General features: G+C 52.1%; 12 protein-coding genes. All 12 read right to left on the minus strand.

Annotated features, from left to right (window positions below; translation table 11 throughout):
• Positions 1–10 precede the first annotated feature (10 nt).
• Positions 11–1,543, minus strand: a complete 1,533-nt coding sequence (locus DFP98_RS19790) for an ABC transporter substrate-binding protein (protein ID WP_116062340.1) — start codon at positions 1,541–1,543, stop codon at positions 11–13.
• Positions 1,544–1,622: 79 nt separating this feature from the next.
• Complete coding sequence (locus DFP98_RS19795) at positions 1,623–3,260, minus strand: response regulator (protein WP_116062341.1); 1,638 nt, start codon at positions 3,258–3,260, stop codon at positions 1,623–1,625.
• Positions 3,235–5,022: a sensor histidine kinase gene (locus DFP98_RS19800; protein ID WP_116062342.1), complete on the minus strand. Its 1,788-nt coding sequence runs from the start codon at positions 5,020–5,022 to the stop codon at positions 3,235–3,237. Before DFP98_RS19800 ends, DFP98_RS19795 begins: the two co-directional genes overlap by 26 nt.
• Before the next feature lie 423 nt (positions 5,023–5,445).
• Positions 5,446–6,123, minus strand: a complete 678-nt coding sequence (locus DFP98_RS19805) for an MIP/aquaporin family protein (protein ID WP_116062343.1) — start codon at positions 6,121–6,123, stop codon at positions 5,446–5,448.
• Between the two features lie 145 nt (positions 6,124–6,268).
• Positions 6,269–7,213 carry a GntR family transcriptional regulator YhfZ gene (gene yhfZ / locus DFP98_RS19810; protein WP_116062344.1) on the minus strand — a complete coding sequence of 315 codons (945 nt, stop codon included), beginning with the start codon at positions 7,211–7,213 and terminating at the stop codon, positions 6,269–6,271.
• Between the two features lie 83 nt (positions 7,214–7,296).
• On the minus strand, positions 7,297–8,787 hold the full coding sequence (locus DFP98_RS19815) for a sugar ABC transporter ATP-binding protein (protein ID WP_116062345.1): 1,491 nt from the start codon (positions 8,785–8,787) through the stop codon (positions 7,297–7,299).
• Positions 8,788–8,807: 20 nt separating this feature from the next.
• Positions 8,808–9,803 carry an ABC transporter permease gene (locus DFP98_RS19820; protein ID WP_116062346.1) on the minus strand — a complete coding sequence of 332 codons (996 nt, stop codon included), beginning with the start codon at positions 9,801–9,803 and terminating at the stop codon, positions 8,808–8,810.
• A 98-nt stretch (positions 9,804–9,901) separates the two neighbouring features.
• Entirely contained in the window at positions 9,902–11,020 is a 1,119-nt protein-coding gene (locus DFP98_RS19825; RefSeq protein ID WP_116062347.1) for a sugar ABC transporter substrate-binding protein, read from the minus strand.
• A gap of 110 nt (positions 11,021–11,130) precedes the next feature.
• A complete protein-coding gene (locus tag DFP98_RS19830) occupies positions 11,131–11,592 on the minus strand; it encodes an ureidoglycolate lyase (protein ID WP_116062348.1) in 462 nt (153 codons plus the stop codon).
• A gap of 21 nt (positions 11,593–11,613) precedes the next feature.
• On the minus strand, positions 11,614–13,080 hold the full coding sequence (locus tag DFP98_RS19835; RefSeq protein ID WP_116062349.1) for a xylulokinase: 1,467 nt from the start codon (positions 13,078–13,080) through the stop codon (positions 11,614–11,616).
• A 3-nt stretch (positions 13,081–13,083) separates the two neighbouring features.
• Complete coding sequence (locus DFP98_RS19840) at positions 13,084–13,914, minus strand: SDR family NAD(P)-dependent oxidoreductase (RefSeq protein WP_181917805.1); 831 nt, start codon at positions 13,912–13,914, stop codon at positions 13,084–13,086.
• A gap of 105 nt (positions 13,915–14,019) precedes the next feature.
• On the minus strand, positions 14,020–15,450 hold the full coding sequence (locus tag DFP98_RS19845; protein ID WP_116062351.1) for an FAD-binding oxidoreductase: 1,431 nt from the start codon (positions 15,448–15,450) through the stop codon (positions 14,020–14,022).
• Positions 15,451–15,505: the final 55 nt, after the last annotated feature.

Below are 15,505 nucleotides of genomic sequence, written 5' to 3' on the forward strand. Positions count from 1 at the left end.
TCATGAAGATTTACTGTACACCGTTGGCCTTCGCCCACTCGTCCAACTGCTTCTGCTTCTCGGCTACAATCTTATCGATTCCGGCAGCTTTCAGCTTGGCGTTGAATTGCGGAAGAATTTTATCCGGATCGACGCTGCCTGTCTCAAGTGATAACTTATATTCATTGATGACATTGGAGACTGCCGCGTATTCCGTCTTCACATTGGAGCCGTCGAAGATGAAACCAAGCGCTTTGGAAGGCTTCGCCGATTCATTAAATTCTTTCACTTTGCTCCAAATTTCCGGATCGTTATTTTCCAACACATAAGCCTTGAACTGATTGCCGAACATCCATTGCAAGCTGTTAAAGCCTACGGAGGTCGCATCTTTGCCATCCGGATACTTGATGATGTTGTCCTGTACCTTCACATAGTGCGTACCTTCAACACCCCAGGTGAACAGGTTCACGACGTCGGCGTCTTCGTACATCAGGTTCAGGAGCTTCATCGCTTTCTCGGGAAGCTTCGAATGGACCGGAATTCCCCACATCGCCACCGTAATGTTCGAAGTTGTGCTGTACGGAGGATTTAATTCCGCGGAAACGACCTCTACTCCGTTACTTTTCGTTTCTTGGGCATCGAATCCCGGCTTTTGCATTCCTAAATAGGAGGCCACTTTCCCCGAACTCATCAGCTCGGTCAAGCTCAATTTGTTCGTAGCCGCATCGCTCAGAATATATCCCGCTTTGTACCACTCGCGGATTCTCTTGACGAAATCTGCGTATTCCTGAGTCTCGAATAGGTTCACAACCTTCAGGTCGTTGTCATAATGCGGAAGAACGCCCATATTGTCGCCGAGCTCATCGTAAAATTTGTATACGTCACGGAAGGATTGAGTTCCGCCTGTTGCAATCGGAACCCTGTCCGGCTCTTTTTCTTTGATCAATTGCAGGACGTTGGCTACATCATCCAATGTCTTGATGGCACTCAGGTCGATATTGTACTTATCTACCAGATCTTTGCGAATGGTGTAACCGTAGCTTCCCGCCAAGTCACGAACGGACGGAATACTGTAAGTCTTGCCGCCGATTTTCGACGCGTTCAGGTATTTCGGTTCCAGCGCAGCCGTAATTCCGCTGCCATACTCGCCAATAAGATCATCAAGCGGACTGAGCATACCTTTGGCTACCATATTGCTGTACATGGAGCCGTGTACATAGGTCAGATCCAATTTCTCATTCGAGCTGAAAATCAGGTTTGTCCGTTGCAGCCACTCGCCGGCGTTAATCGCCATGAATTTGACGCGAACCTTGATCTTGGATTCGGTGATTTTGTTCATCTCTTGCTCAACAAGCTCTAATCCCGCGAGATCGGGAGATACGATGGGAAACGCAACGGTCAGCTCTTCAACCGGCCCATCGTCTTCTTTGCCGGAAGGCTTGCTGCTCTCCGTGCTATTGCCGCTTGGCGCACCGCCGTTGTCCTTGTTGTTGCCGCCGCATGCCGACAAGATCAGTATAAAGCTAAGCAAGAGCATTAAAGACCCGTACGCGACTTTTTTCATTTCTTAATCCCCCCGCTGTTAATCGTTGTATTGTTACTGTCTTCATTGTACGAGGTTCATTCGCCGGGCTCTGCTCATCTTACGACTTCTCCCTGCCACTTTCCCGACTTCCGTCCGCGGCATGATCGGCTTGGTGCTTGCTCCGATACTCGACCGGATTAAGCTGCATCACCTTCTTGAACATGCGCGAGAAATGCGAAAAGTTGGCGTAGCCGATCTTGCCCGCAATCGAGGAGACGGACATCTCCGTATTGACCAGCAGCCCGGCGGCGATCTCCAGACGTTGATGCAGCAAGTAGTCGGAAATCGACAGCCCCGTCTCCTTCTTGAAAATCCGCGTCAAATAATCCGGATTCAAATACACGGAGTTGGCGATGTCCTCACGGGAGATGTCTTTGTCCAAATTTTCGCGAATGTAGGCTTTAACCTTGTCCACGACGCTCTGAGATTGATCGATGTCGGCGATGATTCCGATCGCTTTGTCACCCATATGTCTAAGCCAATTGAGCGAATCGGCGGCCGAGCGCATCGAGGCGGCGATCAGCTCCGTCGAGCGCCGATCCCCGAATAACTGGTGCGCCTGTATGCCTTTCACCTGAAGCGTGTAATACACCATCTGTTGAAAATCCTGAACGAACTGGCTCAGCGTATCGAAATTCAGCTGACCGGAGGCCGCCCCCTGCTTCAGGTACTCCTCCACGGCTTTGGACAGCTCGGCGCGTTTGGCTTCCTTTAATAAAACCGACCACATGCTCATATCCGGCGGCAGATGTCCGATCCCGGGCGCCTGTGGATCGTGAAGCGAGAAGACGCCCCGGTCGTAGGCCACATTATTCGCGTCCAGCCGACGCAGCCTGGCGTACATAACCGCCATCTGATGCGCTTGCGCGCTGTCTCCGATATAGCAGGACACTCCGGCGTAGAAGAAATCGCGCCCCGCATCTACAAATTTCTCGCAGGCTTCGCGCAGCCGATCCTCGGCCGCAACGTCCGACTCCCCGCTCACGAGCGCCAGCAGACAGCCGCCGCCAAGCGAGACGAGCAGCCCGTTCTCCAGATCGTTCACCAGCAGCTCCTCGGCCGATTTGCGAACGGCGTATTCCAGCACTTTCTCGTCGCGCAGCGAAATTTCTTTATCCCATCTTCTAATATGGATAAATACCGGAACAAACGTCAGCTCGCGCGAGAAAGGAATGTTCCGCTCCTCGGCCGCTTTCTTCACCGCCGCGGCGTCGCCCGGAATCGATTGGTTCAGAATATCGGTCCAGAATTTCTCGACGATCAACGGTTGGTGCTTGACCCAGTACTTGCCGTACTGGCTGAACTCGTTCAGTCGATTGTCCTGATCGAGCTTGCGCATCGCCTTTTGCACGGCTTCCGTAAGCTCCGGGTACGGGATTGGCTTCAGCAAGTAATCGAGACTGCCGAGCTGCATCGCCTGCTTGGCGTACTGAAAGTCGGCATGGCAGGTCAAGAAAATCGTTTCCGTCCGCGGATAATGCTGCCTGACCCATTTCAGCAGCTCCAGGCCTGTCCCCTGCGGCATCTCAATATCGCAGAGCAGAATATCGATCGTCTCATTTCGGAAAATGTCTTTGGCCTGCTCCGGACCATACGCTTCGAACAAGCGAGTAATCCCGATGCCTGACCAGTCCACGCCCGATTTCAGCCCTTCCACAGCAATCCTCTCGTCATCCACGATCAACAATTGACACATTCTCGTTCCCCTCCTCGCTTTCTGCGTCCGGTCGCAGCGGAATCATGAGCTCGACGACGGCTCCTTGCGGATCGTCGTTGTAGCATTCCATCCATGCCCGCTCTCCGAATTGCAGCCGCAGCCGCTCGCGCGTATTCCACAGCCCGATATGCGCGCCGTTCTCGTCCGTTATCTGCTTGCCGTCGCGAATCGCGTCCAACGCTTCGTCGGTGAAACCCTTGCCTGTATCGCGAATCAACAGACAGACCATCGGCTCGTCGGCCAGCGTATCCAATGTAGCCTCGATGCTCATGACGACGGGGCCGTCCACCTGAACGGCATGCTTGATCGTGTTCTCGACGAGCGTCTGCAGGATCAGCGGCGGAATCGGCGTCATCTGAAGATAATCAGGCACTTGGATTTCCCAGCGCAGCCGATCCGGCAGCCGCATCTCCTGAATGCGCAAATAATTGGAGATATGCTTCAGCTCGTCCTTGAGCTGCACGAGCGGGTGATTGCTTTGAAACATATAGCGAAAATAGTGCACAAGGCACATCGTCATTTCCTGAATCAGCTCGTACCGCTTAACCTGCGCCAAATTGTACAAAATGTTCAAGGAGTTCATGAAAAAATGCGGATTGATTTGAAGCTGAAGATGCTTCAATTCGGCCCGCTGCTTGCTAAGCTGCTCCTCGTACACATGGATTTTCAACTCTTCGATCTGGGTGATCATCTGATTAAAAGTCCGGTTGACGAGCTGGAATTCATCCGGCACGGGCGACTCCTCGATCTGGTGATTCAAGTTGCCTTCTCCGATCAGGCGCATCCCCACCATCAGCTTGCGCAGCGGCAGCAGCAGCACCTTGCGCAGAAACCATACGCTGAGCAGCAGCATCGCGATCGCTACCACAATGACGAAGTTCGCCGCATTCGCCAGATAAGGGAGATTCTCAAGGATTTGTTTGTCCGGGCTGACCGAGACGAGGCTGAAATCGCCCTTCCTAGACGTCTCTCCGACGACCAGATAATCGTTATGGCTGCCGGACAAATAATAATCCTGAAAACCCTGCGTAAAATCCAAACCGCCGTCCTCCAGCGGCCGGGTACCGCCCAGCCGCTCCCCCGCGCCGTCAACAAGGAGCACCGCCCCCGTCTCTCCCGTATGCATGCCGCTTAGCGGAGCGAGCATCGTCCGGGACTTCACCCACGCTCCGATGTACAGTTCTCCGCTCCGGAGCAGACGCACGATGTAGTTTTCGCCGTTGAGCCGCATGACCGTCCACTCGCTGTTGGCATGCTGCGGCTGATCCTCAAGCCGTAAAATCTGCTCGGACATAGTCTGTCTAAGCGCATTCAGCTCGCTATAGCCGATATTCAGTTTGTAGGCCTCCATCATATCCCGCTTGGGCAGGGAGTAAACAAAGAAGCCGTCAATGTACGGGTAAACGATAAGATCGGAGGTCAACAGGCGCGAGACGCCGCTTTTGGCCATCATATATTGATCCTCCGATGCCTGCCAGTCGCCCATTGTGAGAAGATTGAAATCCGCAAAAGCCAAGCCCGTCAAATGTCGCTCCACCTCGGAGAGCTGATCGTCAAGCTGCTTCATATGAATGGAAATCAGCGCCTTGTTGGACATGGCCACCTGGTTATGAATGACGCGCACGCTGTAATTGTTGTTGTATAAGAGCAGAGCGATTAACGGAACCGTAATGCTCAACAGGCCAAGCACGAGCTTGACCCGAATCGAGCTCCAAGGGAGCGAAGCAAAGCGTCTGATCATGATGGGTTCCCCCTGTCGTGCGGATGATGAGATTACCTATTATTATAGCCCATCCGTCGCGCTGTCCCGCTTCATCATAACGCTTGCCCCGAGCCGCTTCCGCTCCTCATCCGACCAAAACCCTCGCATTTTACGACCTGATTTCCGAGTAGTATCCCCCCGAAGTTCGTTACCGATGGCAACGCAGGTTCATTCGAGACCCACGGCAGAGAGCTGGCGGAGAAGCTGAAGGCGCTGGGCGTTCCGGTTGCTTCTTTATTCTTCCCGTTATCCGAACCGCCGTTCCCCATGAATACCAGTGGGAGATAACTAAAGATATTCGTTGAACCGCAGGCGCTCTAATCCTCGCAAAAAATAACAGCCGAGAGCCGCAGCAGATTTTCTCTGCAGGGCTCCCGGCTGTGTCGTTGCGCGGGTGCGGACCTACTTATGACGCAATACTTTGTGGACGATCGCCGCCAATGCGCCGCCGACTAACGGGGCTACTAAGAACACCCAGACCTGCTCCAAGGCAGTGCCGCCCAATAGGACGGCCGGAGCCAAACTGCGAGCGGGGTTAACCGAAGTTCCGGTCAACGCGATGCCCAAAATGTGCACGAACGCCAGCGTTAGCCCGATAACCAATCCCGCTACCTTGCCGTTGCTCTCCTCCGAGGTGACGCCGAAGATCGTGAACACGAAGACAAAAGTCAGAATGATTTCCACGATGATCGCCATCGCAAGCGAGATCCCGATGCCGTAGCCTTCTCCGAAGCCGTTCGCGCCTAAATTGACAACGGCTGAGCCCGTCGAATCGATGATCGCGTACAGCACCGCCGCGCCGGCCAATCCTCCGGCAATCTGACAGACCACGTACAGAATGAAATCTGTGCCGGACAGCTTGCGCCTGATCAGCATAGCGAAGGATACGGCCGGGTTAATGTGACAGCCCGAAATCGGACCGATGACATACGCCATCGCCACAATCGACAATCCGAACGCCAGAGCGATCCCTAAATTGCCCAGATTCCCTCCGGCCGTCGCGGCACTGCCGCAGCCAAACAACACGAGCACAAAGGTGCCGATAAACTCCGCCAATCCTTTTTTCGCAGATAAACCCATACTCATCCTCCATTATCCCTTGTAAATTCCTTCAAAATAATACCTATTCAGTATAGCTTCCGAATTTGAATCATTTCTGAACGGGGAAGGATAGAAAAGCAAAAAAACCCCCGCTTGGCCGAGGGTTTTGGTTGTGAGACGCATATTAGTAGTAACTGGGAGCCATTTCTTGACGGATAACCTTCTGCTGAACGTCGCTGATCAGCTTGTCATCCAGATTTTTGAGTAGAAGCTCTTTGAGACCGTAATTGTTTTTCGCCGCCAACACGACGGAATAAGTCAATTGGTTGGCGTCCGGAATAGTCGGATCCTTCAACACAATATCCTTCATGTGAAACTGAAAATATTTCCCGGTGCGCACGACATCCGGCCGGCAGACGATGACATCCGCCCTCCCGTCCTTCAGGCTCTCGTAGGTGTTAATATAGGTGAGCTCGATTTTGTTGACCTTCTTGTCCTTCGTAAGCTCGTTGGTCAGGAAGGTTTGGTCGATGGAGCTCGGATCGTAAGCTATAGTCATGCCGTCCTCAATCTCTTCATGTCCAGGTTCGGCAAATAGCAGGGAGTATATCTCCGCGTATAAGCAGCCTTCGATCTTGGCAATCATCTGAACGTCCTGTCCCTCGTTGATCAGCACTTTGGCGGATAGCTCAGACGTGATCAAGAAATCGTATTTATGATCCAACAGCGCCCTTACCCTCGTTCTGGAGCCCTGCATAAACGCAAAATTGAAAGGAATGCTCTTCTGCTTCATACAGAGACAGACTCCGGTTGCCAATCCGGCAGCCAAAGTATCCAGAGGAAGCTCGGTCGCTCCGGTGAGATGGGCCCAATTCGTGTACTCCCAAGTTTTGGCGATGTCGATCTTTTCGATAAAGGTGCCCTGATGTCCTCGCTTGTGGAGAACGACGCAGCCTTTATCCTGTAGAAGCTTCAATACGGCTTGAACCGTACCTCTGGAAATATCTAAACTTCTTGTATATTCTTCAATCGTCGGCAGCCGGTCGCCCACTCTCTTGATGACCAGATCGCGAGCGATTTTCATGAGGGTCACACCGTGCTTGAAAAGTTGTTTCTCCCGTTCAGTCATGTCGCCGATATCCTTTTTTTAGCTTTAAAGTATCAAATATTGTTCCCCAGTACAATCATAATTGGAATGTTTTTCCGACATAATTAGTGAACGCACAAATGCATTATCGCAGTCTGGTCAAATTCGTCTCTTTCCAAAATACCGCTAATCTCGCCTTCTCTGACGATAGCGATTCGGTCGCATAATCCCATAAGCTCCGATAATTCCGATGTGACGAGCAGGATGGTAATTCCCGCGTTGGCCAATTCGTCGATCATTTTATAAATCTCATACTTAACGCCGACGTCTACCCCTCTTGTCGGCTCGTCCACCAGCAAAATATTCAACTTGTCGTTGATGAGCCATCTCGATAGCACCACCTTTTGCTGGTTGCCTCCGCTCAGCTCCTTTACCGCCGCTTTTTTGCTCAGCATCCGGATCTGCATGGAACGAATCTGCTCGTCCACGATTTGATTTTCCTTGCTGTTGTTCAGAAAAGGACCTTTGCCGAACAGATCTAGGAACGCCAACGACAGATTAAAGCTCACCGGCCGAAACAATATCAAGCTTTGCAGCTTGCGATCCTCCGGCACGTAACCCATTCCGACCTTCATCGTATCTTTGGGCGAGCGGATTCGAACGGTTTTCCCGTCGATTTCGACAATGCCGGAACGATTGATCTTGTTTGCGCCGAAGATCATTCTTAGAATCTCCGATCTCCCCGCTCCGCCGAGACCCGCCAATCCGAACACTTCGCCTTTATAGATTTCCAGATTGATGTTTTTAATTTTATCGTCAGTTAGCCCTTGTACCTTGAGCTTGACTTCCTTTGTCGGCTTTGAGGTTTTCGGGTATAGCTGGGAGATCTCCCTGCCGACCATTCTTTCCACGATGTCCGCTTTCGTCGCCGTCCCCACGTCCAGCGTTTCGATGACGCAGCCGTCCCTTAGAATCGTGACCCGATCGCCGATTCGTTTGTAGTTTTCGATTCTGTGATCGATATAAATAATGCCGACCCCTTGCCGCTTTAACCCGTTGATCAGTTCGAAAAGCTTATCGGTATCTTCTTCCGTAATCGAAGAGACAGGCTCATCCATAATGATGATCTTGGCGTTCATGGACAAAGCTTTGGCAATCTGGACAAGTTGCGTCTCCGCAATCGATAGACTGGATAACAGAACGTTGGGATCGCATTTTAATCCGACCAGCTCCAGAATTTTTCGGCTCTCGGCGTACATCTTCTTCCTGTTGACAAAAAACCTGCCGAATTCTCTGTTCAAGAACAGATTTTCCGCTACCGTTATCGTCGGACTCAGGCTAAGCTCCTGAAAGACGATCGCGATCCCCAGTTCCCTGGCTTCCAGCGGCGAACCGATCGATACCGGACGACCCTCCAGCAGGATTTCTCCCCCGTCTTTCCCCTGAACGCCGGCCAGTATTTTCATCAGTGTGGACTTCCCGGCCCCGTTCTCCCCGCATAGAATGTGCACTTCCCCTTTGCGAAGTTGGAAGCTCGCATCCTTGAGGGCGTATGAGCCGTAGAAACGTTTGGATATATTTTTTAGCTCCAGCAGCAATTCATTGCCTTTATCCATGGCGCTTCTCCCCAAATCTCTTATTTTTTCCTGGATAGCTGCAACGTAACGATAACGGCCATAATAATGACCAACCCTTTAATGACGGCCTGCAGATAGTAGTTCACTCCGACCAGCGTCATTCCGTTTAGCAGCACGCCCAAAACCAGAGAACCAAGCAGTACGCTGAACACGTTGCCGCCCTGACCGGAGAAGCCCGTACCGCCAAGCACTGCCGCCACTATAAATTGTAGCTCGTAACCCTGGCCTTGAGTAGGAACGGCCGAGCCCAATCTTCCGATTGTCGTCAAGACGACAAAGGCGGAGACGAGCCCCATGATTCCGTAGGCCGCGCATTTCATGGCGCTGACGTTGATACCCGAATTATGGGCGGCTTCTTCATTGCCCCCAATCGCCTGAGCCCTTCTTCCGAACTTGGTTTTCGAGATTAGCAAATACATGATGATCGTAAACAAGAGGGTCCACCATGCTAGCATGGGTACGCCTAGAAATTGACCGAAGCCGAAAATTCGGGTAAAAGACTCGTTGGTCACATAGACCGATTTCCCGTCCGCGATCATGTAGCCCAGCCCCTGCAAAATGCCGGCCGTACCTAATGTGGCCAGAAATGGCGGCACCTTAAACCTCACGATAATGAAGCCGTTAAACAAACCGGACAATAAACCGAGCCCGAGAGAGATGACGATAATCAGAGGCAGCGGCAACGAAGTATGCTCCATCAGCTTGGCGACGACCATGCCGGTAAAAGCCATGACCGCTCCCGCGGACAAATCGATCCCTCCGGTTAGCAGCACAAGCGCCATGGCAAACGCGCCGATTGAAAAGCCGGCCGTCGATTCCAGAATGCTCGTCCAGTTTTGCGCGGTTAGAAAGACGTTATCTCCGGCTTTGTTCGTAGGCGAAAATATAATAAATATGATGCAGAGGACGACAAATAGCAGCCCTGTGCCGAGCTGGGGATATTTGACCATCCACTCGCTCATGTTGAAGTTGCTTTTCTTCTGAAGGCTCTCCATGCTTGAACGCTCCTATTATGAAAGTTTTGGTAGCCAACAACAAGTTGGCTACCAAATTTCGATAAGTCCGGCTCAATTTCCGTTAACTAAGGTTTTCGTCAGTTCGAGCCAACCGGGGCTCTTCCCCAAAGCTTCATGCTGAAATCTTCTGCGTTTTCCGGCGTTGCCCACAAAGCTGCATATGCAGGCGGTTCCCAAACCGGGCTTTGCACATTCTCTCCGTTAATGAGGCGAAGCAGGGTAAACAATCCAATGCTTCCGTTCTGCTGTGGAGATTGCGGATTCGTCCCCGTAATCCATCCTTCTTTTAACAAACCGAGAATGACGACGTCTCCATCGACGCCCACAATTTTAACGTCCTTGCGGTTCATCTGCTTCAGAGCCTGCGCCGCCGCTACCATAGACACTCCGTAAGGAGTATAAATCGCATTAATTTCTTCGCGAGAAGCCAAAATATTTTTAGTCGCTGACAAATACTCTTCAGCCGTACCGTAGGATTGCGTCTCTACAATTTTCAAGTTAGGGATCTTCTCGACCGCTCTTGTAAATCCTTCGATTCTATTAATGGCGAAGTCTACCCGGCCTACAAGATCAAAGACCAGAATGTTCCCTTGTTCTCCATTAAACGCGGCTTTCAGCGCCGTGGCGCCGAGCTCGCCCTTCAACTGCTGATTCACGTCGATATAAGCGGCGACCTTCGCTCCATCGATAGGAATTGTAGGGACGACCGGAATTTTCCCTTCAAGCTGACCTAGAACTTGAACCAACGACTTCTCTTCCTGCGGGAACAGGATGATTCCGTCTACATTCTGGTTTTGCAGGCTTTTCAAATCTTCTACCTGCTTCTCCGGCTTCCCTTGCGCATCCGTTACGATGCATTCCAGACCATTCGTTTCGCACATTTTTTTCAGAGACTTGACCCATTCTACCATCCAGTCGTTCTCCTGCGTGCTAACGCTGATCCCGATTTTAAGTCCTTCGGCCTTGGCCCCCATCCTCTTGACCAAGCCCTCCATGTCATGACCGATCGGACCGAAGCCGAAATCCGTGCCGATCCCGTCCTTGATTAGATCGGAATTGTCGGGAGCAGCCGTCCCGGAAGCCCCGGCGGAAGAGGACGGTTTCGCCTCATTCGACTTGTTCGTAGAACCCCCGCAAGCCGCTAGCAGCGAGCTTGCCATAATCATGACGAGCAGTACAGACCATAACTTCTTCATGTTCGTTCCCCCTGATTTAGAATTGTGAAACTATATGAACGCCAGCACCGCAAGGCTTTCTTGCCCGCCTGCGATAGGCCGCCTTCATCACTTTCGTGGAAGCGTATTCATCAAGCGGAAAGATGAACCTTCTCGGCAAATTCGATCACTCCCCCGTCCTCGCTTCCCGTGTTCTCCCGGAAAAAAACGAGCAGCCTGCAAGTTTCGGCCTCGACCGGAAAAGGAACCCAATGCCATGTACCCGGATCAATAAGAAAAGCCTCGCCCTGCTTGACGTGAAACAAATGAATATGTTGAGGCTCGGGCGCCGTCTCGCTAGGCTTGGCCATCGCAATGAGAGAGTCGTTCTCAAGTGCGACCAGAATCTCCGGCGTTCTTAAATGCCTTTCGAACTTCTCCAAGGCCAACGGCCTCTTTTTGGCCGTTAAAATTCCCGCCGTAGTTTTGCCCTGGATCGTGAATTGCGCAACGTCCGCACTAAAGGCAAATTCGGGCTCGTCGATACTCGCAGCTATTGCGCCGGAATTGATCAGACGGCCGAATCCCTTCAGATTCTCCTCGGTCAATCGCATAGGCTTTATTTTCGCCACCCCCTATTTGCCGGCCAGTTCCTTGTACTTCTTGTACATCTCGTTATATTTCAAATGGTTTTGCTCGCGATATCCGATTTGCGAAGCTTCCTGCATCGCCTCGCGGATGACCTCCCCGCTGTCGAAAAGCTTTACAGCATGTCCGGCCATAAGAGCAACTCCGTAGGAGGCGTCGCAATACTTGGGAATCGTAGCGTTTACGCCAAGCACGTCCGCCAGCACGGACGTCCATAGCCCGCTCTTCGTCCCTCCGCCCACGAAGACGTATTCCTTGGCGTTCTTGAACTCGGAGACGGACTCGACGACATCCCGGACGGAGAACGAGACGCCTTCATAGGCCGCCCGGACGAAATGCTTCCTCCGATGCCCCATGTTCATGCCGGTGAATTTCGCTCTCAAGCTGTTATCGAAATAAGGGGCGTTCTCTCCCGACAAATACGGATGGTAGAGCAGACCGCTCGCACCGATCTCTACGTCCTCTGCTTCCCGGTCCATGAAAGAATAGGTCGAGCTTTCCGCAGGCAGTTCGCTGTAAAAAACATCTCTGACCCATTTCAGCGATCCCGCGCACGCTTTCGTATAGGTGCTGATCAGGAGATGATCGGGCAGTACGTCTCTTTGACCCGGCCATACGGTCTGCGAGCGATCCACTTCTTCAAGTCCGATGACCATGCCGATATCGGCGGCCGTTCCCAACCTGATCTTCAGCCTCTCGCTGCCGGCCAGCCCGACGGAATACCCTTCCGCAGCCCCGTCTCCTCCGCCGGCGATAACGGTTACGCCTTCCTTTAAGCCAGTTTCCTCAGCCGCTCGGGCCGTAACGGCGCCCACCTGATCGAAGCAGCCGATCAGCTCCGGGACTTTCTCCCGCTCTACCTCGCAGCAGTCCAACAGCTCGTCGGACCAGCCGTTGTTGCGGGTATCGTTCAGACCGGTATAAATCATGTTGTTCGTATCCGTTGTGACTCGGCCGGTAAGCTTATAGGTAATGAAATTCGAAGCTAGAATAAATTTTTCCGTTTGGCGCCAGTTGTCCGGCTCTTTGTCCTTTAGCCATGCGATTTTGCTCACCGTTAAGGAAGGCGCGCACGCGAATGTGATATTCCTCCTGAAAGCTTCTTCGAAGCTCGCATTTAACGCCGAAGAATGACTTTCGCTTCTCATATCGTTCCATAAAATCGAGGGCCTAACCGGTTCTCCGTTCTTGCCGATCAGCGTAATGCCTTGCATTTGCCCGGTTGCGCTGATCGCCTCGATCCGGTGAAGATCAATGCCGTCCAGCTCGCGAAACTCCTTCAGACAATCGATTGCCGCTTGATACCATTCGTTCGGATCCTGCTCAACCGTGCCGTCTACGGATATTCGAGGCTGCAGCTCCTTGCTTCGCGTGACGACCGGCTTGCCTTTCTCGTTCAGAAGCGTGCATTTGCAGCCGCTGGTTCCAATGTCGATCCCCAAAACGTATACCATTTGTCACCCTCCGGTTCCCTTGGATTGGAGGAGCGTTCTAACCTCCTCCCATTCATGCTGCGCTCCGGTATGGGCCGTTATCCCGCCATCCACCAATAAGTTTGTGCCGGTGATAAACGACGCTTTGTCGGAGGATAAAAATAATACCGCATTGGCGACCTCTTCGGGAAGCCCCGGTCTGCCCAACGGATAAACCTTGCCCGTGCCGTAATCCAGAACGTCAAGCCCCCCGACGCGATCCGCGAATCCCAAGTACATGGACGTCCGGATAGAGCCCGGCGCCACTGCGTTCACGCGAATTCCATGAGGAGCGTAATCAAGCGCCATATTCCGGGTCAGATTGGCCACGGCTCCCTTCGATGCGTTGTAAGCGCTATACGTATGATCCGCCAGAAGACCGGACATGGACGAAGTGTTGACGATCGCTCCTCTTCCTTGTTTGATCATGAGCGGCAGGAGGTATTTCGACACGAAATAGATTCCGTTCAGATTGATATCGATGGTCCGCATCCATTGCTCCGTCGGCGTTTCATGCAGAATATTCGCATACAGAACGCCGGCGTTGTTGAATAAGACATCGCACCTTCCGTATTTCTCCTCCAGATAGCTCGCAAAAGCTTGAACCTCCGATTCTTTGGTCACGTCGAGCTCATAATACTCAGCCTGATCAAATTCCTTGCTCAGATTATCCTCGGAACGAATCTGATCCGGCCGTTCGATGCCGCATGCCACGACGCGCGCGCCGGATTCCAAAAACTGTCTCGCCGTAGCCTTCCCGATTCCCGTGAAGCCGCCGGTAATGACGACGACGTGATTGTCGAATCTGATTTCCAAAAGAAACGCCTCCTTTCTTTCTAGGAATGTAGGGTTAGGAGGACGGCCATTCCCTTGACGCCGGAAGATTTCGAGGGAAGACCGCTCTGCAAACCGCGTACCGAATTAAGAAACAGGGAACAAGGTGCCGGCATTCATGACGCCGTTGGGATCGAAAGTATCCTTAATCGCTCTCATCACTTGATAGGAGGAGCCATATTCCTCTTTCGTCCAGCCCGATCTGTACTTTCCGCAGCCGTGATGATGAGCGATACTTCCGCCGACCTTCAGGGTTTCCTCCATAATGATTCCGAGCAGCTTCATATACTCGGCTCTGGACTTGTCGTAATCCTCATACGCCTTAAATCCGAACATGAAATAGAGATTCGTTCCTTGCGTATAACTGTGGGAGGAGTGAGCCGTAACATACGCAATGTTCTCGATTTCTTGTTCGATCCGTTGCTTAACCGCAACATACAGCTCGCTTACCTCGCTCCAGTTCGCAGATACCTCCGAAGTGTCGGCGACAAGGCCCTGCTGATTGGCCGGCAGCTGGTCAATAATATCGCACAGATGGTTTCTGACCTTCAGCCAAGTATCGAGCAGCTCCGGACCTATTTTTCTTGCCTTGTGCTTCGCCGCGATTCTTTCAATGGCGCGGCCCGTCGCCTCTGTCAGCTCTTGCGGACCATCGGCAATGAACAACAGCAAAGATTCCCCTTCTTGAACGTAGCCCTTATAATGCTCGGCCGCCGCTTCCAACTCGTCATGCAGACGGACGACCGCGGGCTTATACCCTTCTATCATCACTTCTCGAATCAGCTCAAGCCCTTGCTGCATGTCCTTCACGCCGTATGCCATTTTCCAGTAATTGTCCGGATTGTATTTGAACAGCTTCAAGGACGCTTCCGTAATGTAGGCATAAGTGCCTTCGCTGCCGATAAAAAGTTGGCGAATGTCCGGTCCGATCGCTCTTCTCGGAACATTCTTGATTCTGACAATCTCCCCATTAGGCAGCACCGCTTCCAGGCCGACGACCATATCCTCAATTCCGCCGTACAGGGTAGAGAACTGTCCCGTGCTCCTTGTGGCAAGCAACCCTCCGATTCGCGCCATCGGCAGCGATTGCGGATAGTGACCCGTTGTATAGCCCTTCTCATTCAAATATTTCTCCAAATCCGCCAATCCTACTCCGCTTTGAACAGTAACGATCATATTCTTCTCGTCAAGCTTGATGATTTTGTTCATCGCCGAGCCGTCCACAACGACGGAAACGTCTTCGATCGGTTCGATGGAACCCGTACAGCTGGAGTTCCCGGTGACGGGAATCGTGCTGATCTTGTGCTCGTTCAGATACTTCAGCACCTCGGATACCTGCTCCGTGCTTTGAACTTTGACGATACAGTTAGACGTCTTAGTAAGGTGCTGACCGTTGAATCTTTCCCAGAGTCTGTAACCCACGTAGTCGCTCGCCTGTCTCTTCAATACCTGTTCGTCGGTAACCACATTATTCGGGCCCACAATATTTTGCATTTGACTCGCTAGACTGTTCACCATATTTCTCTTAGCTCCCTTATCGAAAGTACATTTTTTTGTATATTAGTGCGAAAAA

It is taken from the genome of Cohnella phaseoli (genome assembly GCF_003386235.1).
GTDB classification, from domain to species: domain Bacteria; phylum Bacillota; class Bacilli; order Paenibacillales; family Paenibacillaceae; genus Cohnella; species Cohnella phaseoli.